This window comes from Actinocorallia sp. API 0066 (assembly GCF_020991275.1).
GTDB lineage: Bacteria > Actinomycetota > Actinomycetes > Streptosporangiales > Streptosporangiaceae > Actinocorallia.
The window spans coordinates 374,691-395,904 of sequence record NZ_JAJLQY010000005.1 but is presented as its reverse complement, the minus strand read 5'-3'; the positions used below and the strand labels follow the sequence as shown (position 1 = coordinate 395,904).

Genomic DNA, 21,214 nt, shown 5'->3' with positions numbered 1-21,214 from the left:
ATGGGCTCCCCTTACCGTCGCTCCCTCCCCGCCGCCCTCCTCGCGCTCGTCCTCGCGTTCGCCCTCGCCCCGGCACCCGCCGCCGCCGCGAAGGTCACGTTCCGCAAGGCCGACAACGGCAGCGCGATCACGTCCTACAAGTGGGTCACCAAGGACAAGCGCAGGCTCGACGTCTCCGTGCGCTCCAAGGGCCTCGGGAACAAGACACGCAAGGTACGGCTGCTGCTTCCGCGCGGCTGGAAGTTCACCTCCAAGAAGACATGGCCCGTCGTCTACCTCCTGCACGGCGGAGGCAAGGCCGACTACCGCTCCTGGACGCGCAGCTCCCAGATCGCGACGCTCGCCGCCAAGTGGAACGTCATCGTGGTGATGCCCGAGGGCGCCAACGGCTCGTACACGAACTGGTACAACAACGGCAAGGGCGGGCCGCCCGAGTGGGAGACCTTCCACATGACGGAGGTCTTCCAGCTGATGGAACGGAACCTGCACACCGGCAAGCGCAGGGCCGTCATCGGGAACTCGTCCGGCGGGCAGGGCGCGATGACGTACGCCGCCCGCTACCCCGGCCGGTTCAAGTTCGCCGCCGCTTACAGCTCGCTGCTCTCGCTGCTCTCGCCCGGCGTGCCCGAAGCGCTCGGCACGATCAATGCGAACCAGGGCAACCCGGACAGGATCTACGGCGACCCGGAGAAGGACAGGGCGAACTGGGAGGCACACGACCCCTGGACGCTCGCGCCCAACCTGCGCGGCACCACCCTGTACTTCTCCTCCGGAAGCGGCATGCTGCTGCCGAGCGACCCCGGACTCATCTCCGAGTACTTCACCGGCATGAGCACCAACGACTTCAAGAAGCGGCTCACCGCCCTGAAGATCAAACACCAGTCGCACATCTACTCCGGCGGACGGCACTCCTGGCCGTTCTGGAAGGCCGAGCTGAAACGCTCCTGGCCGAAGGCGATGAAGGCGATCCAGGGCAAGAAGTACAAGAAGTAACGGCGCGGTACCGCCGTCACGGGGCGGCGCTAAGGCGTCCACCTCGAACCAGACGGTGGTGCCGTCGCCGTCCGTGCGGCTGCCCCAGGCCCGGGACAGGCCGTCCAGCAGAGCCAGGCCGCGGCCGCCCTCGTCGCCGTCGTCCGCCTCCTGGACGACGGGGACACCGCCGCCGCTGTCCGCGCACTCCACCCGGACACCCTTCTGCCCGCGCCACACGGTGACCTCCACCACGCCGTCCTCCGGGCCGTGCTCCACCGCGTTCGTCACGATCTCCGAGGTGAGCAGCTCCACCACGTCCACCACCTCCTCGGCCCAGCCCCGCAGCAACCCGCGCACCCACCGCCGAACCCGTCCGGGCGCCCGGACCTCGCCGGGCACCTTCACCACCCCCAGACGCTCGCCGAAGTCCGCGTCCTCACTCATGCAGGGCCCCCTCCCCGGGGCCGTACCGCGCGGCCCACACCGTCGAACCGCCCCGCCTCCGGCGTCATTCCCTTCCCACACGCCCCCAAGCCCCCGGACGGCCCGGCCGGGGCGTCCCGACGAAACGGGCATGGAACAGCACGACAAAAGCCGCGAGACCCGTCCAACGGACGGGCCTCGCGGTGTGGCGCGACGTGCGGGGTCGCCTCACGGCGAAAGGCACAACACGGCTCCAGCCGAACGGTATTCCGTGAAGGCGATAGATGGGACCCGGGGACACCCGGTCACATCGGCCACGCCCTGTGCAACAGACCTTGCCTCCGGGATGTTCCCCAGCCCCAAAAAATCTTGCCGGGGGCGCGCCGGAAAAACCCGTGGAACGGCGACGAGTCGGCTCCTACCATGGGGAACGCGGCAGGGAAGAGGGGCGCTCCGGGCATCACCGGGCCGCGTTCCCCGCGTTGTCCCCGCCGTCTCACCTGGCAACGGCATTGAGGCCCGAGGTTCGAATCCTCATTCACCGGCGTCCCTTCCCACGCGCCACGAGCGGGCGTGCGGCTCTGCGGGCTCTCCTTCGGGAGGACGCCCCCGCCGCCGTCCGCGGCGCGGGGAAGGGACGCTCTCTCCCAAGGAACGGAAGAAGGTGACCGCATGCGCGTGACGGTCATGGACTGGGAGCGCACGCTCCTGTACCGCGACGGCAGGTTCCAGCGGCTGCTGGCGCCCGGCCGCCACCGGATCGGCCGCGCCCGCCGGACGACCACGATCGCGGTGGACATCAGGCCGCGGATGCTGCACGTCTCCGGCCAGGAGCTGCTGACGTCCGACGGCCTGGCGCTGCGGCTCAGCGCTGTCGCCGGGTGGACGGTCACCGACCCCGTCGCCTTCACCACGGGCGCCCAGGACGCTTCACACGTGCTCTACCACCGGGTCCAGGACGCCGTCCGCGACGTCGTCTCCGCGGCCTCCCTGGCCGAGCTGACGGCCGAGCGCGCCCGCCTGTCGGAGGGCCTGGCCGCCCTTGTCGTCGGCGACCTGCCCGAGCTGGGCGTCGTCGTCTCCGAGGTCGCCATCCGCGACGTCATGCTGCCGGGCGAACTCCGCCGCGCCGCCCTGGAAACCGTCCTCGCCAGGGAGCAGGGCCGCGCCGACCTGGAGCGCGCCCGAGCCGAGGCCGCCGCCCTCCGCTCCCTGGCCAACACCGCCCGCCTCCTCGAAGACCACCCGTCCCTCCTCCACCTCCGCACCCTCCAGGCCGCCACCACCCCCGGCACCAAACTCGTCCTCGAAACCCGCCCCTCCGCCACCTGACCCCGGCCCGTCCAGCAGACGGCCCCGCCACCACGCGGGGCCGTCCTGCGCATGTCCGGGGCAGGGGGCGGAGGCGTTTGGTACCAAGAGAGTGTGAAATCGGAGGAGACGCGGTCGATGCCCGCCTGCCAGGCGTGGTTCTTCACCCCGGAGTGGCTCGCGGGTGAACGCGAGGCGGACGCGGAGCTGCGCGACGGCCGGGGCATCGTGCACGGTTCGGCCGAAGAGATGTTCCGGTACCTTGACGCGCTCGGTGAGGGGTCAGGGTTGGAGGAGGTCCAGGGACTCGCAGGCTCGGGCTACGCCGTCTTCGGCGTTGAGGGAGGTGGCGAGGTCTCGGGTGCGGGTGGTTCGGGTGGTGGTGACGAGGTCGCGTAGGCGGGAGGTCAGGGATTCCACGGTTAGGTGTTTGACCGGGAGGGGGCGGGGGCCGGCGCCCAGGGCGTGGACTCGGTCGGCCCAGTAGGGCTGGTCGCCGAAGAAGGGGCAGACGAGGGTGGGGAGACCGGCGCGGAGGGACTCGGCGGTGGTGCCGGCGCCGCCGTGGTGGACGGCGGCGGCCATGCGGGGGAAGAGCCAGCTATGGGGGACGTCGCGGACCACCAGCATGTCGTCCTCGGAGGTCGCGGGGTCGCCCTGGAGGACACCTCGGAAGCCCGCTAGGCGGAGGGCCGTGCGGATCTTCAGGGTCGTCTCCTCCGGGTCGGCCGGGCGCATGCTGCCGAACCCGACGTAGACGGGCGGCGGGCCCGACTCCAGATAGGAGACCAGTTCAGGGGGCGGCTCCCAGTGCGGCTGGTCCAGGAACCAGAAGCCGGTGACCTTGACGTTCGCCGCCCAGTCGGTCGGCCGGGGCACGAGCACCTGGCTGAACGCGCACAGCACCGGCGCGTCCCTGACGTCACGGCCCGGCCCGACGAGGGGCAGCGGTTCGAGCTTCAGCCGGCCGGTCCGCCACGGGTTGAGGAACGGGCGGGTCAACTGCCACGTCACGAAGTCCAGCGCCTCGTAGGTGAGCCGGTTCGCGTACGGGCCGAAGTGCCGGACGGCGGGCAGGAACGGATGCGGGAAGGCGCCCGTCGGCTGGGACGGCTGGAAGTGGATGAGCGCGTGCGGGATGCCCCGGTGCTCGGCGACGTGCGCGCCGAGGAACCCGAGGGTGGGCGCGAGCATGAGGTCGGACCCGTCGGTGCCGTCCGTCACCTCGGCGAGCAGTCGTTCGGCCAGCGGCGCCGCGATCCGCTTGACGCCGCGCAGGAACCGGACGGGGTTGCGGCCGCCCCCGAGCAGCTCCTGGCCCTCGGGGGAGTCGACGATCCGGGTGGGGTCGATGGACAGCGGGCGGAAGCCGAGCCCGGCGCCTGTGATGAGCCCCTCGTAGGCGGCGGAGGCGATGACGCGGACTTCGTCGCCCCGGTCGGCCAGGCCCCGGCCGAGCGCGACGCACGGTTGCAGGTCGCCCCGCGACCCGGCGGCGAAGATGACTACCTTCCGGCCCATGTGCGGTCTCCCTCCGTCGTCGTCTCATAGGGACTGTAAGGCGGGGGAGGGGGCCACGCGGAGGGGATCTCCGCCTTGCGGTTGGTACCCCACCAGTCCGGGATGACCGGGAACGAGCCGGACGTGACGGACGACGGCTCGGGGGGCGGGGCCGCGCCTTCGGTCTTGTCGGTGAGCTCGCTCTTGCGCTGGAGGGTGAACACGACGATCACCGCGCCGACGAGCACGATCGCGGCGCCGAGCAGCAGCGCCGCCGACGAGCCCCGCTCCATCGCCTCGACGGGGTCGGAGCCCTCCTCCCTGGCCGACCGCATCATGGCGTTGAGCAGGGCGCCGAGCACAACGATGCCGAGCGCGGCGGAGATCTCGCGGCCGACGTTGATGACGCCGCCCGCCACGCCGGTCCGGCTTTCGGGGACCGCCTTGAGGACGTAGAGGCCGAGCGGCATGGTGAGGGCCGAGCCCGCGCCGACGAGGATGATGCCGGGCAGGATGTCCACGAAGTCGTCGCCCTGCCGCAGGCCGGAGAAGGCGATGAGGCCGCAGGACATGAGCACCATGCCGGTGCCGATGGGGATGCGTGGCCCGAACCTCCCGGCGAGCCAGAAGCCGACCGGCGTGAGCAGGCCGATGATGACGGCGGGCGGGATGAAGACGGTGCCCGCCTGGGACGCCGACCAGCCGAGGACGTCCTGCATGAAGTTGCCGGAGTAGGTGAGGACGCCGGAGAACCCCATGCCCCACAGGATCTGGCCTGCCAGGCCGCCGGAGAACGCCTTGTTCCGGAAGAACTCGGTGGTGATCATCGGGTTGGGCGCCCACTTCTCCACGAGCACAAAGGAGAGGAGGGAGACCAGGGCGAGGGTGAAGACGGCGAGGACGCTGGGGTGGGTCCAGCCCACGTCGCCGCCCGCGTGCACGCCGTAGGTGATCGAGAACAGCAGCGTCGCGGAGGTGAGGACGGCAGGAAGGTCGACGCTCTCGGGCCGGTTCTCGCTCTTGCCGTCCAGCACGAGCAGGCCGAGCAGGATGGCGAGCAGGCCGGGGCCGACGTTGATGAGGAAGATCCAGTGCCAGCTGAACGCGTCGGTGATGATGCCGCCGATGGTGGGGCCGAGGGCGGAGGCGACGGTTCCGGTGAGGATGAAGACGAGGTTGCCGAGCGACTTCTGCTTGTCGGTCCGCTTGTTCATCACCATGACGAGCGTCGCGGGCAGCGCGAGGGAGGCGCCCGCGCCCTGCACGATGCGGCAGACGATGAGCTGGGACAGCTCCTGGGAGAGGCCGCACCCGAGGGAGGCGAGGGTGAAGGTGCCCATGCCGAGGGTGAAGATCCGGCGGACCCCGTAGACGTCGACCAGCCGCCCGCCCGCGATCATCAGGCAGGAAAAGATCAGAATGTAGGACGTGGTGACCCAGGTGGCTGTCGGAAGTGTTGTTCCGAAATGCTCGCGGATGGTCTTCAGGGCGATGTTCGTGACCGTGTTGTCCAAGGTCACCATGAACGCGCTGACGGCCACGACCGTCAGCGTCCACCCATACCTGTCCCGTCCCATTTAGCCCCAATTCACCCATATACCCGTGGGGAACCTCTTGTCATGGGGGTGATAAGGAACACCCGAGATTCTTGGTCCGGATGCGAAGAGGGATGTGCTCAAACTAGGACAAGGTGGTCGCTCGCACCGGCCCATGCCCATGTTGGGGGAGCTCATGTCCGAAGGCACCGGGGATCCGCAGCTCCAGGGCGAGATCCGGGACTTCCTCGTCCATGAGATAGCACGCCGCGCCGACCTCGCCGCCGACGCGGTGGACGTGGACCGTCCACTCGAGGAGTTCGGGCTCGCCTCCCGCGACGCCGTCGCGATCGCGGGCGAACTGGAGGAGCTGCTCGGCCGCTCACTGCCCGCCACGCTCGTGTGGGAACACCCCACCATCGCGCGGATCGCCGCCGCGCTGAGCGGCGCCGAGCCCGAGCCCGCCCCCGCGCAGTCCGTGCAGGCCGCCCAGAACGCCGCCAGGGCCGCCGACGAGCCCGTCGCGGTCGTCGGCGTGGGGTGCCGCTTCCCCGGCGGGATCGACGGCCCAGAGGCGTTCTGGAGCTTCCTGCGGGAGGGCCGCGACGCCGTCGGCGAGGTGCCCGACGGCCGCTGGGACGCCTTCGACGACGGCTCCCCCGAGATCGCCGACCTGCTCGCGAACGTCACCAAGCGCGGCGGCTTCCTGGACGACGTCGCCGCCTTCGACGCGCGCTTCTTCGGGATCACGCCGCGCGAGGCCGCCGTCATGGACCCGCAGCAGCGGCTCGTCCTAGAGGTCGCGTGGGAGGCGCTGGAGCACGCGGGCCTCGCGCCCGCACGGCTGCGCGGCACCAGGACCGGCGTGTTCATGGGCGTCTCGGCGCCCGAGTACGCGGGGCTCACCGCCTCCGACCTGACCCGGCTTGAGGCGTTCACCGCCACCGGGGCAGCCCTCAGCATCGTCGCGAACCGCCTGTCGTACCTGCTCGACCTGCGCGGCCCCTCGATGATCGTGGACACCGCGTGCTCCTCGTCACTCGTCTCCACCCACCTTGCCGTCCAGTCCTTGCGCGCCGGTGACAGCGACGTGGCCCTCGCGGGTGGCGTCAACGTCCTGCTGTCGCCGACCATCACGATGACCTTCGACGCCGCCGGAGGCACCGCCGCCGACGGCCGCTGCAAGGCGTTCGACGCCTCCGCCGACGGCATGGTGCGCGCCGAAGGCTGCGGCGTGCTCGTGCTCAAGCGGCTCTCGGACGCGCGGCGCGACGGCGACAGGGTGCTCGCCGTCGTCACCGGCACGGGGGTCAACTCCGACGGCCGCTCCAACGGGCTCGTCGCGCCCAACGCCGACGCGCAGAAGGCGCTGCTGCGCGACCTGTACGACGCCGACCGCGACGTGGACTACATCGAGGCACACGGTACCGGCACGTTCCTGGGCGATCCCATCGAGGCCAGGGCGCTCGGGGAGATCCTGGGCGGCGGCCGGACGGAGCCGCTGCTCCTGGGCTCGGTGAAGTCCAACCTTGGCCACATGGAGGCGGCGGCGGGCTCGGCCGGGCTCATCAAGACGGTGCTCGCGCTGCACCACGGGCTGATCCCGGCGTCGATCCACTACCGCGAGCCGAACCCGCACATCCCGTTCGACGAGCTCAACCTGCGCGTCGCGGACACGCCGACGGCGTGGCCCGACCACGGGCGGCTCGGCCGCGCCGGGGTCTCCGGGTTCGGCTTCGGCGGGACGAACGCGCACGTCAGGCTGGAGGCGGCGCCCGAGGTCGAGCCCGCGCCGGCCGAGGCGGTGCCGGTCCGCGCGTTCCCGCTGTCGGACGTCGCCGCCGACCGGCTGCCCGGCTACGCCAGGGCGCTCCTGGACGCGCTTGAGGACGCCCCCGGCGGCCTCGCGGACGTCGCGGCGACCCTGCGCCGTCGCGACCCGCGCGGGCGGGCCAGGGCCGCGATCGTCGCGCGCGACCTGGACGGGCTGCGCGAAGGGCTCACCGCGCTCGCTGAGGGCGTGCCGCACCCGGCGGTCGTCACCGGGACGGCGGTCGGCTCTCCGGCCCGGCCGGTGTTCGTGTTCTCCGGGTACGGGGCGCAGCGTCCCGGTATGGCGCAGTCGCTGCTGGCCGAGGAGCCCGCGTTCGCCGAGGCGATCGACGACCTCGACGCGCTGTTCGCCGAAGAGGCCGGGCTCGACCTGTGGGGGCTGCTCGAAGACGGGCGGATGCCCGAGGGCCCGGCCGAGATCATGCCCGTGCTGTTCGCCGTGCAGGTGGGGCTGTCGCGGGTGTGGCGCTCTTACGGGGTGGAGCCTGCGGCCGTCGTCGGGCACTCGATGGGCGAGGTCGCGGCCGCCGTCGTGGCGGGGGCGCTCAGCCTCTCCGACGGCGTCAAGGTGATCGTCCGTAGGTCGCGGCTGATGATGGCGCTCGTCGGAGGCGGCGGGATGGCCGTCGTCGGGTGCGGGCAGGCCGAACTCCAGGAGTACACCGGGCCCACCGTGCACCCGGCCGTGCTGTCGTCGCCCAAACAGACCGTCGTGACGGGCGCGGCCGACGCGATCGAGGCGGTGCTCGCCTGGGCGTCCGGGAGGGGATACCTCGCGCGTCAGGTGAAGGCCGAGGGCGCAGGGCACTCGCCGCAGGTGGACCCGCTCCTGCCGGAGCTGAGAGCGCAACTGGCCGACCTCGCGCCCCGCGTCGGCGAGGTGCCGATGTACACGACGGCGCTGGAGGACCCGCGCAAGCTGCTCGACGGGTCGGCGCCGCTGGACGCCGAGTACTGGGCGGCGAACCTCCGCAACCCCGTCCGGCTCGCGGACGCCGTCGCGGCGGCCGCGCAGGACGGGCACCGTACCTTCATCGAGCTGAACGCCCACCCGATCCTCTCCCTCGCCGTCGCCGAGACCCTGGAGGGCTCGGGGGCGCACGTGCTGCACTCGCTGAAGCGCGCGCCCAAGGGGCAGGAGACAGACGACACCCTCACCTTCCACGCCCAGCTCGCGACGCTCGCCGTGCACGGCCACACCGTCGCGGGGCCCGGCGACGGCGCGCTCGTCACGCTGCCGCGCGCGCCGTGGCGGCACGAGCGGCACTGGGCGGACGGCGCCCGCCGCGTCGCGGGCTCGGGCGCGCACCCGCTGCTCGGGGCGCACGTCGAGTTGCCCGGCGAGGACAGGCACGCCTGGCAGGGCACCGTCTCGTGGGATGGGCCGCTGCTACCGGCCGCCGCGCTTGCGGAGATGGCACTCTCCGCAGGAGAGATGGGCACAGCAGGTGCGGAAGGCGGCGCGATCGTCGTGCGCGCGCTTGAACTGCCCCGTCTGCACGCCCTGGACGGCGACGCGGAGCTGAGCACCACCCTGGACGAGGACGGGCAGGTCGCCGTCCACGCCCGCACGCCTGCGGGCTCCTGGGCCCTCGTGGCGGCAGCCCAGACGACGACGGACGAAGCCTCGCCCTTCCCGGCGCCGTCCGGTGAAGGCAAGCGGGTGGAGGGCGCCGCCAAGGGCAGCCGCCACTACCGCGTCCACCCGGAGGTCCTGGACCGCTGCCTGAAGCACGCGGCCGCCGAAGCGGGCGAAGGCTCCTGGCTGCCCGAGTCGATCGCCTCGCTGCGCGTCGCCGGGCCCACCCACCGGGGCGGCCTCTGCCACACGGTGATCCGCCGCGAGGCCGACCGCGCCGTCGCCGACCTCCTCCTCACCGACGACGAGGGCACACCCCTCCTGCACGCCAACGGCATCGTCCTCACCCCCCGCCCGACCCCCCTCCCGCTGACCGCGAAGCTCGTCGAAGCCACCTGGCACCCCGCCGACCTCCCCGCCCCCCGGATTGACGGCAAGGGGCACCCCACTCCGGGGGCGGACTCCCCGTCCAATGCCACGACGGCCGCTGACCCGGTGGGTTTCGACCCCGGTGCGACCAACGCGCGCCCCGCCGCTGACGAGGCCGACGAGGCCGGTCTCGTCGTGCTCGGGGACATCGACTGGGCGGACGCCGAGAACGCCGTCAGGGCCCGCGTCAGCGCCGAGACGCGGCACGTGGCGCTCGTCCCGCCCGCCGACCTGACCGACGAGGCCCTCGTCCTGGCCGTCGTCGGCGCGGCCAAGGCGCTTACCGCGCAGCGCCTCTGGCTCGTCACGCGCGGCGCGAGGGCCGTCCTGGACGGCGAGCCCGGCAACCCCCGCCAGGGCTTCCTGCCCGCCGTCGTCCGCGTCCTGGGCTTCGAACGCCCCGGCCTCCGCGCGACCCACCTCGACCTCCCCGCCAACACCACCGAATCCGCCGCCCTCGCTGCCACGACCTCCGCCGAAGCCGTGGCCCTGGCCGCCACGATCCCCGCCGAAGCCGCAGCCGTCTCCGGTGCATCCGGCGACGAGGCCGTCACGCGGATCCTGCTGCGGGAGATCGCGGGCGAAGGGGCCGACGCCGAGATCGCGTGGCGCGGTGGGCAGCGGTACACCGCGCGGCTCGCGGCGGCGGCGCTGCCGGAAGGCAGGCCGCGCAAGGTGGTCCGGAAGGGCGGCGCGTACGTCATCACCGGCGGGTACGGCGGCATCGGCCTGGTGACCGCGCGGCTGCTGGCCGAGCGCGGCGCCGGCAGGGTCGTGCTCTCGGGCCGCTCCGGCCCCGACGAGACGGCCCGCAAGGAGATCGAGAACCTGCGCGCGCTGGGCGTCGAGGTCGAAGTCGTCCTGGGCGACATCGCCGCCGACGGCACGGCCGAGCGCCTCGTCAAGGCGGCCACCGAAAGCGGCAGGGTCCTGCGCGGCATCGTGCACGGCGCCGCCGGGATGGCCGACCGGCTGTTCGCCGAGATCGGCCCCGAAGACCTGCACAAGGTGTGGACGCCGAAGGTCGCGGGCGCATGGCGGCTGCACGAGGCGGCCCCCGAGGACCTCGACTTCTTCCTCGTCCACTCCTCCGCAGCCGCCCTCCTCGGCTCCCCCGGGCAGGGCTCCTACGCCGCCGCGAACGCCGCCCTGGACGCGCTCGTCGCCCACCGCCGCGCCCACGGCCTGGCCGCCACCACGGTCAACTGGGGCACCTGGGCGGAGGTCGGCGGCGCGACCGAGGCGGGCGTGACCGTCATCGAGCCGCTCAGCCCCCAGGAAGGCGTCGAGGCCCTGGAGGCGCTCCTGGCCCGCGACCGGGCCGCCACGGGCGTCCTGCGCTTCGACGCGGCCCGCGCCGTCGAGCTGTTCCCCGAGATCCGCCGCATGCCGTTCTACGCCGCGCTCGTCGAAGCGGCGGGCCGCACCGCGACGGCCGACGACTGGCCGGGCCCCGACGGCCTGCGCGCCATGGCCCCCGAAGCCGCCCGTGCCGCCGTGCGCGCGCGGGTGCTGGAACGGGTCTCGTCCATCCTCGGCTTCGACGCGGGCCGCCTCGACCCCGCGACCCCGCTCACCGAACTCGGCCTCGACTCGCTCGTCGCGGTCCGGATCAAGAGCGCCATCGAACACGACCTCGGCCTGACCGTCCCGCCCGCCGTGCTGCTCCAGGGCGCCAGCGTCGACGTGTTCGAGGACTGGGCGGCGGGCGAACTCGGCCTCGGCGAAGCACCCGCCCGCGAAGGCCGCGACGAGGCTTACGTGATGCCGCGCGACGCCGCCGAACGCCTCGTCGTCCGGCTCTTCGAAGAACACCTGGACCTCCCCAAGGTCAGCGTCACCGAGGACTTCTTCGCCCTCGGCGGCCAGGAACACCAGGCCGACCAGATCCACGCCGCACTCCAGGCCGAACTGCACACCGACCTCGACCGGCTCGCGCTGTTCGCCGAGCCGACCGCCCAGGGCGTCGCCGACGTCATCAGGGCGGTCGAGGACGAGGCCGCGCGGCAGACCGTGCGGCCCCTCCAACCGCGCGGCGACGGGCTCCCGTTCTTCGCCGCGCACCCTGCGGGCGGCACCACCGGCTGCTACCAGCAGCTCGCCGCCCTCATCGGCACCGCGCAGCCGTTCTACGGGCTCGAACGCTGGGAGGACGCGCCCAGCGTCGAAGAGCGGGCCGCGCGCTACGTCGAGCACATCCTCCAGACCCAGCCTTCCGGGCCGTACCGGCTCGGCGGCTGGTCGTTCGGCGCGACCCTCGCCTACGAGACGGCCCGGCAGCTCACCGCCGCCGGGCACGACGTCGAGTTCGTCGCGCTGTTCGACGGCGGCGTCCCGCTGCCCACCGACGACGACGCCGACAACCTCGCCAAGAGGTTCGCCGGATTCGCCGCCTACCTGACCGAGACGTACGGGACGGAGGTGAAGCTGGAGTACGCCGAACTGGCGGGCAAGAGCGAGGACGAGATGTTCGCCCTCGTCGCCGAGCGGGCCGCACCCGTGATGGCGTCCCTTCCCCCGGCGGTCCTGCACCACCAGCTCACCTCCCACCAGGACACCCGGACCCTGGAGAGGTACACCTACCGTCCCTACGACGGCAGGGTGATCCTCTACAAGGCGCCGCTGCCCACCCCCTGGGCCGTCCAGGACGCCCGCTACATCGACCTCGACGCGACCAACGGGCTCGGGCCGCTGTGCCCGAACCTGGAGATCGTGGAGGTCGTCGGGACGCACCACCTGAACCTGCTGGACCCGCCCGGTGTCGACACCATCGCGGCGCATCTGGCCGGTGAACTTGCCCATGCCACGGCGCGCTCACCCAGAGGAAACGACAATGTCTGACCTGCTCCAGGCCGTCATCGACGGCGCCTCCCCCGAGGAGCTGCAGAACACCCCGCTGCCCGAGTCCTTCCGCGCCGCGTACACGCTGCGCGAGGAGGTCGGCATCTTCGAGGGCGAGACCGACAAGGACGTGCGCAGGTCCCTGCACGTCGGCGACGTCGCGATGCCCGAGATCGCCCCTGACGAGTGCGTTGTCGCCGTCATGGCGGCCGCCATCAACTTCAACACCGTCTGGTCGGCGATCTTCGAGCCGGTGCCGACCTTCGCGTTCCTGGAGAAGTTCGGCAAGCAGGGCTGGTACGGCGCCCGGCACGACCTGCCGTACCACATCCTCGGCTCCGACGGCGCGGGCGTTGTGGTGCGCACCGGCGTCGGCGTGAAGAACTGGAAGGTGGGCGACAAGGTCGTCATCTCCCCGGCCTACGTGGACGAGGAGGACCACGCCTCCTACGACGACGGCATGATGACCGAGACGCAGCTCGCGTGGGGCTTCGAGACCAACTTCGGCTCGCTCGGCGAGTACTGCGTCGTCAAGGCCAACCAGCTCGTCAAGAAGCCCGCCCACCTGACGTGGGAGGAGGCCGCCGCCAACACCCTGTGCGCGGCGACCGCCTACCGCATGCTCGTGGGCTCGCACGGCGCCCAGATGAAGCAGGGCGACGTCGTGCTGGTGTGGGGCGGCACGGGCGGCCTCGGCTCGTACGCGACGCAGCTCGTGCGCAACGGCGGCGGCATCCCCGTCGCGGTCGTCGGTTCGCAGGACAAGGCCGACCTCGTGCGCAGGCAGGGCGTCGAGCACGTCATCAACCGGAACGAGCTGGGCCTCGGCCCCGAGGGCTTCCGCGCCCGCAAGGCGGGCCGCATCCTCGGCGAGGCGATCCGCTCGACCGTCGGCGAGGACCCGCAGATCGTCTTCGAGTACCTGGGCGCGGAGACGTTCGGCGCGTCCGTCTACGTCGCCAAGCGCGGCGGCAAGATCGTCACCTGCGGCTCCTCGACGGGCTACCGCCACGAGTACGACAACCGCTTCCTGTGGATGCGCCTGAAGAGCATCGTCGGCTCACACGGCTTCAACTACCACGAGGCCGTCCAGACGAACCGCCTCATCTCCCTCGGCATGATCCACCCGACCCTCTCCAAGGTCTTCGACCTCAACGGCGCGGGCGAAGCGACCCGAGCCGTCCAGACCAACCAGCACACAGGCAAGGTCGCCGTCCTCTGCGCCGCCCCCTCCGAGGGCCTCGGCATCGACGACCCCGCCCTCCGCGCCAAGATCGGCGAAGAGAAAATCAACCTCTACCGCTCCTAGACCCTGTGGCCCAGGCGGGACCAAAGCCTTTTGGTCCCGCCTGCGTATTACCGTCAACGCTCCCCGAACCGTTGGCCCCCCTGCCATTCCGGGTCGCCGTTCCGCCGAAGGCGCTCACCTTCTTCTGCCTCTTCCGCTTCTTCTGCGTTTCTGTCGGCAGTCCTCGTCGCCTGCGCGGTATTCCTCGGCGTAGAGCCTGGGGTCGGCGAGGATCGCTTTGATGAGCGGGGCCGGGCCGCCGACCACGGTGTGGGTGACGTCGGGGTCGCTGGCCAGGCACCAGGACCGGTCGGCGGGCCAGAGCATGGTGACGGGCTGCTCGTAGTCCCAGCGGGATTCCCACGGCAGGTAGACCAGGTCGCGCAGCGGCCCGGCCACCAGCAGATACTCGATATGGCCGACCACCCGTGTGGCGAAGGGGATCTCGGACGTATCACCCTCCCCCGGGACCGGGTCGTAGGAGGCCAGGCAAGCCGGGGCGTCCTGGCCGGAGGCGGCCAGCAGGATCCGGTCGAGAGCGGCCTTCTGAATATCAGACGGGTGGCCCTCATCATCTCCCGCATGCTGCACCCGGACGGTGCGCGCATAGGACATCGGCAGCTCAGGGCCCTCAGGAGCCTTACTGATAGCGGTCACCCATGCGGCGAACCAAGCGACTTGGTCAGGGTCCATGCGTTCGATCATGAGGAGAACGTATCCATTACGCTGCCCACGACATAGCCGGACACAAAGGAATGAGTGAGAACAGCGTGTTCTTCAGAATGACTTGTGCATCCGTCAGCCTCGTCGCCGGTGCGGCACTGCTCACCGCCGCCCCCGCCCTCGCCGCCGAGTCCTACGTGACCGAGGACGGCACGGCACGCATCACCGTCGATGCCGAGGGCGACTTCACCATCGTGGCCAGCCCGGCCGCGCCCTCCTCCCGGGCCGGGGAAATCGTCTGCACGGGCGCGTTCAGGAACAGGAAGCCCTACGACCACCCACATGCCGGTCACAGCTCGGATCGGAAGAAGGTCAACGCGCATCTGTCCATCAAATGCACGGGCCCCGGAGCCGGCGCGACAGTGGTCACGCTCACCTCCCGCATGAGCGACGGACGCAGGATCGGCAAGGCCAGCACCAAGACGGGCCGGGGCGGCGCCAGAGTCGGCGGGGACCTCGTCTGCCTGAAGCAGAAGCGCACCTACCAGGCCCTGGGGACCATCTCCATCAAGTTCCCCCCGAGGTACACGCCCCCGGCGGCGTCCAGGACCGTGAAGAGCCCCTCCAAGCCCTTCAAGCAGGGCAAGAAGAAGCTCTGCGTCAAGCCCTGACCGTCGAGCGTCAGGGATCCCGCGAGCCGGAGCACGGCCCGGGACGAGGGCGCGGCGGCCCCCGTCCCGGTGCGGGGACGGGGGCCGTTTGCGGGTTAGAGGAGGGGGTAGCGCGGGGGGTTGACGGCGTTGAGTGTGTGGTTGCCGATGTGGTGGTACTTCCAGCGGGCGGGGTCGTGGAGGGAGTGGACGCGGACGTTGCGCCAGTGGCGGTCGAGGCCGTGGGTGGCGTCGGCGGAGCTGGTGCCGGAGAGTTCCAGGATGTCGTTGGCGATCTGGACGGAGACCTCCTGGGCGAAGGACTTGGCTTCGGCGACGGCCAGGGAGGCGGCGGCGGTGTTCTCGTCGGTCAGTTCGGGGGCGGCGTAGGTGGCGTCCAGGATGGTGCCGGCGCGGGCGAAGAGGGCTTCCAGGGCGTGCAGGCGGGTGGTGAGCTTGCCGACGTGGAGGAGGACGTGGGGCTCGTCGGCGGCCCGGTCGTGGCCGGACTCGAACCACGGGCGGGAGCGCTCGGCGATGAAGGCGGCGCCGTCCTCCAGGGCGGCCCTGCCGATGCCGACGTCGATCGCGGCGTGCAGGAGCTGGTCGTAGGCGCCCAGGGTCTGCGGGGGCGGGTCGGTGGGCAGCGGGCCGAAGGTGACGACCCGCTCTGCGGGCACGTGCACGTCCGTGAAGGTGATGGAGCCGCTGGCGGTGGGGCGCTGCCCGAACGCCGTCCAGTCGTCGAAGAACTCGACGCCCTCGTCGTCGGGGCGGACGAAGGCGATGACGGGCAGGGTCTGGTCGCCGTCCTCGGACGCGTCGACGCCGATCCAGCCGGAGGCGAGCGCGCCCGTGGTGTAGAACTTGCGGCCGTTCAGCCGGAACCCTCCGGCGGGGTCGGCCGTCAGCGCCGTCCTGCGGTCGAAGACGTGCCTGGTGCCGCGTTCGGCGGTGGCGTTGCCGAACCGGACGCCGCGCACCGCCTCGCCGAAGAAGAACGCGCGCTGCTCGTCGCTCCCGGCTTCCTTGAGGATGTCGATGATCACGAAGTGCGCGAGGAGGAGTTGCGCGACGGACGGGTCGCCGACCGCGAGCAGCCTGAACACCTCGCCCACGGTGCTGGGCGCGACCCCGCCGCCGCCGTGCGCGGTGGGCACGGAGATGCCGAGCAGGCCGGTGGCGGCCAGGTCGGCGAGTTCGGCGGCGGGGTGCCGCGCCTGCCGGTCGCGGTCGGCGGAACCGGGCCTGACCCGCGCGGCGACCTCGGCCGCGACGGCGGGCGCGGTGCTGTCGGTGAGCGCGGGAGGGGCGGCTACTGCCGTCTGCACTGTCATGGTTCGTCACCTTCTGCTCGGTGGGTCGCTCCGGCTTGCCAAGCTCCCTATATCCATACATTATTGGTAGGGAAAATAGGAACCCGTGGTAAGGAGAATCTCACCTGGGACTCACGAGGCGGCGCCGAACCGGCGCGTTTTGGGGGAAAGACGAAGGCCACCGCTGGAAGCGGTGGCCTTCCTCGTACTGGAGGGGTGGAGGGGTGGAGGGGCGGACGCGTCAGAGGCGGCGGAGGCTGATCACCTCGCCCGCCACCGCGCGGTGGTCGGGGGTCGCCGGCGTCAGCGCCAGCGACTGCTGCAGGCGGCGGGCCCGCAGCACGATCTCCAGGTCGAACCGGAGATCGGGGTCCAGGAGCTGGTCGCCGAACAGCTCCTCAAGCTGCCGGAGCCGGTAGCGGACCGTCTGGGGGTGGACGTGCAACCGCATCGCCACCTCGTTGGCGTTACGGCCGGACTGGAGCCACGCCAGGAGCGTCTCGGCGAGCCTGTCCTGCTGGCTGCTGCGCAGATGCGCGAGCGGGGCCAGCCGGAGCTCCGCGAGCGACTTCAGCAGCTGCTCGTCCTGGAAGAGGATCAGCGTGGACATGTGGTCCACGCAGCGCACCACGCCCTCGGCGTCGATCACGCCGCGCTGACCGAGCTGGAGCATGTTGCGGGCCAGCCGCATCGAGTGCGCCGCCTCGGTGACGGCGACCGTGGGGCCGATGACGCCCGCGCAGTCGGCGAGCGCCCTGTCGACGACCTGCTGTCTGCCGGGGCCGTCGGGGTCGGGGATGATCAGGGACGGCTGGGTGCGCTCCAGGTCCACCAGCACGTCCGGCGGGAACGCCGGCGGGCGGGTGTCCTGGTGGCGGATGTCCAGGGCCACCGCCGCGACGGTGCGCGGCATCGGCCAGTGCGCCGCGGCCGCCAGGTCGGCGATCGCGTCGTGGCCGGTGGACTCCGACAGGAGCAGGTCGAGCAGCCTGCGGCGGCGCCGCTGCATTTCGCCCGCCACGGCGGCCTGAGCCTGCCGGTACCCCTCGGCGGCCTGCCTTGCGATGTCGTCCTGGTGCACGAACACCGCCTCGCAGAGCGCGGTGATCATGCGGGGTTCCAGCTCCCAGGCGTTCCGCGCGAGACGTCGCCAGGCGACGAGCCCGCCGACGCGCACCGCGCTCTGCAGCGGGTCCAGGCTGCGGCCTTCGCCCGCCTCGCCTCTGCCGATGTTCTGGAAGAAGTCGGGGTCGGGGTGCGGACCACCGCGGGCGAGGCGCGCCACGAAGTGGGCGAGCGCGCGCTCGACGACGGTACGGAGGGTGGACGCGTAGGGGCCCTCACCCCTTGAGTACTCACGGACCTGGACGCGGATCTCGGCGATGATCTCCTCGGCGACGAGGTCGAGATGCGGCAGGACGTGTTCGGCGAGCTCGCGCGGAAGCTCTGACCATGGGCTCCGCCCGGCACGTCCGGCGCGGGAGGGGATGCCCAGTTCTGCTGTCACGCGGTGACCTCCATCCGGCATTGGGCCCCGCGCGCCCTGGGGCTGATCGGTCGACACGAACACCTCGGTGGTCATGACGAATATCTCATGCAAGTGTGGCGTAAATCATGCTCTGGCGCTTCGCCAGACCGCCAGTGTAGGTCCGGGGAGGGCCAGGATCGGCCGCGATCTTGTGGCAACTTCGGCGTAACTTCTGGTGGGAGCCGTCGTCGGAGGCCCCTCCCGGCCCTCCGCGCGGCGGCTCGCGGCGCGCGACGGCCGAAGGTGTTCCAATCCAGTAACGGTCGCGGCTATATCTCGGATATGCCGTGCCGGAGGCGACGATTCACTCCTCAACGACCGCTGATAACGCGGCTTCGAAAGCATGACACCAGGCTGACCATTTACGTCAGCCCGGGCGGCCCCCTTCCGCGGGGTCTCATCGAAAGTTCATCCGGCGGTCCCGTCCCGGCGGGCTCCGCGACCGCCCGGCGACCGCCGGGCGACCCCCTCCGAAGCGTGCCGGAACCGACTCGGTACAGTCGGTGATAGTCACCCTGGGTGACGGGGTGCTGCGCAAGCCCGGGGGACCAGGTTCGGCCGAGTGGCCAGTCGGGGGGATCAGATGAGGTGGTGGCCGCGCTCGATCCGGGTGCGGGACACCCTGCTGGCCGCGCTCCTCGGCCTGATCGTCTCCGCGCTCATGGCCGTCGGGGTGATGTTCTTCTTCCGGCAGGCGATCCTCGGCCAGATCTTCGGGTCGGCCGAGCGCGCCGCCTTCCGCACCGTCGGGGACGTGCGCGCGGACCGCATCGTCGATCCGCTGCGCAGCGTGGACGGCGTCCACCTCATCCAGGTCCTCGACACCTCGGGCCGGGTCGTGGCGGCGACGCCGGAGGCGCACACGGAGCCGCTCAGCCAGCTCAGGCCGCCGCCGGACGACAGGGTGGACCGCCGGGTGGAGTGCAGGCACGGCGAGTGCCACGCGGTCGTGGCGGTCCGCTCCGTCGTGGACGAGGACACCGACTTTGTCATCGCCGCGGTGCGGCTGCCGTCGATGCTCGTCGGCAGGGGCCTCGACCTGGCCGCCGGCCTCGGCGTCGTCGGCATCACCGGGCTCGCCGCCTGGTCCACGTGGATCATCGTCGGCAGGACGCTCGGCCCGATCGAGGCGATCCGTCGGCAGATGTCCGAGATCAGCGCGTCCGACCTGCACCGCAGGGTGCCGGAGCCGCACGGCGACGACGAGATCGCGCGGCTGGCCCGGACGTCGAACGAGACGCTGGAGCGGCTGGAGCGGGCGGTGGACCGGCAGCGCCAGTTCGCCTCCGACGCCTCCCACGAGCTGCGCACGCCCATCGCGGGGCTGCGCACCAACCTGGAGGGCGCGCTCCTGCACCCCGACGACGCCGACTGGGAGGACGTCGCCAAGGCCGCGCTGCGCGACACCGACCGGCTGGAGACGATCATCACCGATCTGCTTCTGCTGTCCCAGCTCGGCGCGGGCACGTCGGTGCCGGAGGGCTTCGACCTGGGTGAGCTGGCCCGGCTGGAGTCGCGGCCGGGCGTCGAGGTGGAGGCGCCGGAGCGGGTCTGCGTGCACGGGGTCAGGTTCCAGTTCGCCAGGCTCTACGCCAACCTGCTCGACAACGCCGAGCAGTACGGGCACGGCGAGACAAGGGTGACGGTCCGCAGGGACGGCCCGGAGGCGGTGCTCGCCGTCCGCGACAACGGCCCCGGCATCCCGGCGGAGGACCGGGAGCGGATCTTCGAGCGGTTCTCCCGGCTGGACACGGCGCGCAGCAGGGCGGCGGGCGGCACCGGGCTGGGTCTGGCGATCGCCCGCGACATCGCGCGCTCGCACGGCGGGGAGCTGACCGTCGCGGACGTCCCGTCGGGCGCCTGCTTTGTGCTGCGGCTGCCGCTCGTCGACCACGAGGGTCCGAGCGAGGAGGGCGGCAAGAGGGCCTGAGCGGCCCGCTCAGCCCGCCACGGCGATCCGCTGGCGCTCGGCCGCCGCGGTGGCGCTGAGGATGACGTCGGCGACCATCCGGGGCGCGTCGGCCATCGGCACCCGGCCGCAGCCGGGCAGCCGCAGGTGCGTGACGTGGGGGAGCATCGCCCGCGCCGTCCTGGCCGGGCCGGGGAGGCCGCCACGGACGCCCCAGGCGAGCGTGACGGGCACGTCGGCGAGGTCGCCGGTGAAGGCCGACCCGTCGTCGGGGGAGGGCCGGACGCCGCCGTAGTGGGCGAGGTAGGGCAGCGCGCCGACCGGGTCGGGGGGCGCCACGAGCCGCTCAAGGAGCAGCCCCGGCAGCGCGAAGGCGCGGCGCACGGCCCGCAGCACGGCGCGGGGGCGGCGCGCGGCGCCGAACCCCGACGGCTCGATGACGACGGCCGAGGAGACGATGCCGCGCTCGGCGGCCTCCAGGGCGACGAGCCCGCCGAACCCGAACCCGGCGATGTGCGGGTGGCGCAGGCCGCGCAGGGCGAGCGCCAGGGCCGTCGTCGTCGCGTCGAGGTCGCCCTGCCGGACGGAGGCGACGAGGACTTCGCGCTCGGCGGCGAGGAGGCCGATCACCGGCTCCCAGGCCCTGCCGCGCTGCCCGGCGCCGCACAGGAGAACGAGTGGCGGCCCCGCGCCACGGCGTTCGAAGACCATGTCCATGGCCGGAAGATAACCGCCGGAGACCGGCCGGTCATATGTCCGAGATCACAAGAAACCTGGGAGAAACCCACCTGTCGCCATCAGGACACACCGACCGCGCACCCGCCCGGAGTTTCGGATGTCCGGTATCGCCCTCCGGGTGGCGCGGCGTTGGACGTCCAGGAATCAGGCGGGGACGGCGGCGGGCGGCTTGCGGTGCTCCAGGGCGGTGCGCAGTTGGGCGCGGCCGCGGTGGATGCGGCTGCGGACGGTGCCGAGCTTGACGCCCAGCGTCGCCGCGATCTCCTCGTAGGTGAGGCCCTCGATGTCGCACAGGACGACGGCGACCCGGTACTCGCGAGCGAGGGAGTCCAGGGCCCGCTGGACGTCGGGGTCGAGCGCGGCGTCGTCGATGATCTGGGCCGGGCCGCGCTCGCCGCTGCGCAGCCGGGCGGCGGCCTCCTCGGTGAGGGCGTCGAACCGGATCCGCTGGCGGCGGCGGGCGCCGTCCAGGAACAGGTTGGTGGTGATGCGGTGGAGCCAGCCCTCGAAGGTGCCGGGCGTGTAGGAGGACAGCGAGCGGAACACCCGGACGAACACGTCCTGGGTGAGGTCCTCGGCGTCGTGCCTGTTCCCGGTGAGGCGGTAGGCCAGGCGGAAGACCCGCCCGGAGTGCTCGCTGACGATCTCGTCCCAACTCGGCGGCGTCCAGGCAACCGGTGTGCTCACGTCTTCGCC

Annotated in this window: 13 protein-coding genes and 1 pseudogene; 6 read left to right on the top strand and 8 right to left on the bottom strand. The window is 72.0% G+C overall.

Annotation, left to right across the window (positions count from 1 at the left end; genetic code table 11):
* On the top strand, positions 1-993 hold the full coding sequence (locus tag LO762_RS15415; protein WP_230615635.1) for an alpha/beta hydrolase family protein: 993 nt from the start codon (positions 1-3) through the stop codon (positions 991-993).
* A 48-nt stretch (positions 994-1,041) separates the two neighbouring features.
* Here LO762_RS15415 and LO762_RS33935 read toward each other — a convergent pair.
* Positions 1,042-1,419: pseudogene (locus tag LO762_RS33935) on the bottom strand (ATP-binding protein); the annotation flags it as partial.
* A 651-nt stretch (positions 1,420-2,070) separates the two neighbouring features.
* On the opposite strand from LO762_RS33935, the gene LO762_RS15410 reads away from it, so the two are divergent.
* On the top strand, positions 2,071-2,730 hold the full coding sequence (locus tag LO762_RS15410) for a slipin family protein (RefSeq protein WP_230615633.1): 660 nt from the start codon (positions 2,071-2,073) through the stop codon (positions 2,728-2,730).
* 261 nt (positions 2,731-2,991) lie between these two features.
* Here LO762_RS15410 and LO762_RS15405 read toward each other — a convergent pair whose 3' ends face one another.
* Both LO762_RS15405 and LO762_RS15400 read right to left on the bottom strand, forming a co-directional pair.
* Entirely contained in the window at positions 2,992-4,230 is a 1,239-nt protein-coding gene (locus LO762_RS15405; RefSeq protein ID WP_230615632.1) for a glycosyltransferase, read from the bottom strand.
* The gene (locus tag LO762_RS15400) at positions 4,215-5,786 is read right to left on the bottom strand and encodes an MFS transporter (RefSeq protein ID WP_230615631.1); all 1,572 of its coding nucleotides are present in this window, start codon (positions 5,784-5,786) and stop codon (positions 4,215-4,217) included. The genes LO762_RS15405 and LO762_RS15400 overlap by 16 nt, the downstream gene beginning before the upstream one ends.
* A 154-nt stretch (positions 5,787-5,940) precedes the next feature.
* Between LO762_RS15400 and LO762_RS15395 the strand changes: the two genes are divergently transcribed.
* Both LO762_RS15395 and ccrA read left to right on the top strand, forming a co-directional pair.
* Positions 5,941-12,426, top strand: a complete 6,486-nt coding sequence (locus tag LO762_RS15395) for a type I polyketide synthase (RefSeq protein ID WP_230615630.1) — start codon at positions 5,941-5,943, stop codon at positions 12,424-12,426.
* Complete coding sequence (gene ccrA / locus LO762_RS15390) at positions 12,419-13,735, top strand: crotonyl-CoA carboxylase/reductase (RefSeq protein WP_230615628.1); 1,317 nt, start codon at positions 12,419-12,421, stop codon at positions 13,733-13,735. Before LO762_RS15395 ends, ccrA begins: the two co-directional genes overlap by 8 nt.
* Before the next feature lie 114 nt (positions 13,736-13,849).
* On the opposite strand, the gene LO762_RS15385 is transcribed toward ccrA, so the two are convergent.
* Positions 13,850-14,419, bottom strand: a complete 570-nt coding sequence (locus LO762_RS15385) for a hypothetical protein (RefSeq protein ID WP_230615625.1) — start codon at positions 14,417-14,419, stop codon at positions 13,850-13,852.
* A gap of 77 nt (positions 14,420-14,496) precedes the next feature.
* Here LO762_RS15385 and LO762_RS15380 point away from each other — a divergent pair, with 77 nt between their 5' ends.
* Positions 14,497-15,048 (top strand): hypothetical protein, encoded by a 552-nt coding sequence (locus LO762_RS15380; protein ID WP_230615623.1) that lies wholly within the window; start codon positions 14,497-14,499, stop codon positions 15,046-15,048.
* 95 nt (positions 15,049-15,143) lie between these two features.
* On the opposite strand, the gene LO762_RS15375 is transcribed toward LO762_RS15380, so the two are convergent.
* Positions 15,144-16,364 carry an SfnB family sulfur acquisition oxidoreductase gene (locus LO762_RS15375; protein WP_230615621.1) on the bottom strand — a complete coding sequence of 407 codons (1,221 nt, stop codon included), beginning with the start codon at positions 16,362-16,364 and terminating at the stop codon, positions 15,144-15,146.
* 220 nt (positions 16,365-16,584) lie between these two features.
* Positions 16,585-17,850 carry a CdaR family transcriptional regulator gene (locus LO762_RS15370; protein WP_230615619.1) on the bottom strand — a complete coding sequence of 422 codons (1,266 nt, stop codon included), beginning with the start codon at positions 17,848-17,850 and terminating at the stop codon, positions 16,585-16,587.
* 604 nt (positions 17,851-18,454) lie between these two features.
* On the opposite strand from LO762_RS15370, the gene LO762_RS15365 reads away from it, so the two are divergent.
* The gene (locus tag LO762_RS15365; RefSeq protein WP_230615617.1) at positions 18,455-19,801 is read left to right on the top strand and encodes a cell wall metabolism sensor histidine kinase WalK; all 1,347 of its coding nucleotides are present in this window, start codon (positions 18,455-18,457) and stop codon (positions 19,799-19,801) included.
* A 9-nt stretch (positions 19,802-19,810) separates the two neighbouring features.
* Here the strand turns inward: LO762_RS15365 and LO762_RS15360 are convergent, their stop codons facing one another.
* Both LO762_RS15360 and sigE read right to left on the bottom strand, forming a co-directional pair.
* Entirely contained in the window at positions 19,811-20,497 is a 687-nt protein-coding gene (locus LO762_RS15360) for an alpha/beta fold hydrolase (RefSeq protein ID WP_230615615.1), read from the bottom strand.
* Between the two features lie 165 nt (positions 20,498-20,662).
* On the bottom strand, positions 20,663-21,205 hold the full coding sequence (sigE, locus tag LO762_RS15355) for an RNA polymerase sigma factor SigE (RefSeq protein WP_230615613.1): 543 nt from the start codon (positions 21,203-21,205) through the stop codon (positions 20,663-20,665).
* Positions 21,206-21,214: the final 9 nt, after the last annotated feature.

Coding starts and splice junctions, on each gene's coding strand:
- LO762_RS15415 (WP_230615635.1), top strand. CDS start 1: ATGGGCTCCCCTTACCGTCGCTCCCTCCCCGCCGCCCTCCTCGCGCTC.
- LO762_RS15410 (WP_230615633.1), top strand. CDS start 2,071: ATGCGCGTGACGGTCATGGACTGGGAGCGCACGCTCCTGTACCGCGAC.
- LO762_RS15405 (WP_230615632.1), bottom strand. CDS start 4,230: ATGGGCCGGAAGGTAGTCATCTTCGCCGCCGGGTCGCGGGGCGACCTG.
- LO762_RS15400 (WP_230615631.1), bottom strand. CDS start 5,786: ATGGGACGGGACAGGTATGGGTGGACGCTGACGGTCGTGGCCGTCAGC.
- LO762_RS15395 (WP_230615630.1), top strand. CDS start 5,941: ATGTCCGAAGGCACCGGGGATCCGCAGCTCCAGGGCGAGATCCGGGAC.
- ccrA (WP_230615628.1), top strand. CDS start 12,419: ATGTCTGACCTGCTCCAGGCCGTCATCGACGGCGCCTCCCCCGAGGAG.
- LO762_RS15385 (WP_230615625.1), bottom strand. CDS start 14,419: ATGATCGAACGCATGGACCCTGACCAAGTCGCTTGGTTCGCCGCATGG.
- LO762_RS15380 (WP_230615623.1), top strand. CDS start 14,497: ATGACTTGTGCATCCGTCAGCCTCGTCGCCGGTGCGGCACTGCTCACC.
- LO762_RS15375 (WP_230615621.1), bottom strand. CDS start 16,364: ATGACAGTGCAGACGGCAGTAGCCGCCCCTCCCGCGCTCACCGACAGC.
- LO762_RS15365 (WP_230615617.1), top strand. CDS start 18,455: ATGAGGTGGTGGCCGCGCTCGATCCGGGTGCGGGACACCCTGCTGGCC.
- LO762_RS15360 (WP_230615615.1), bottom strand. CDS start 20,497: ATGGACATGGTCTTCGAACGCCGTGGCGCGGGGCCGCCACTCGTTCTC.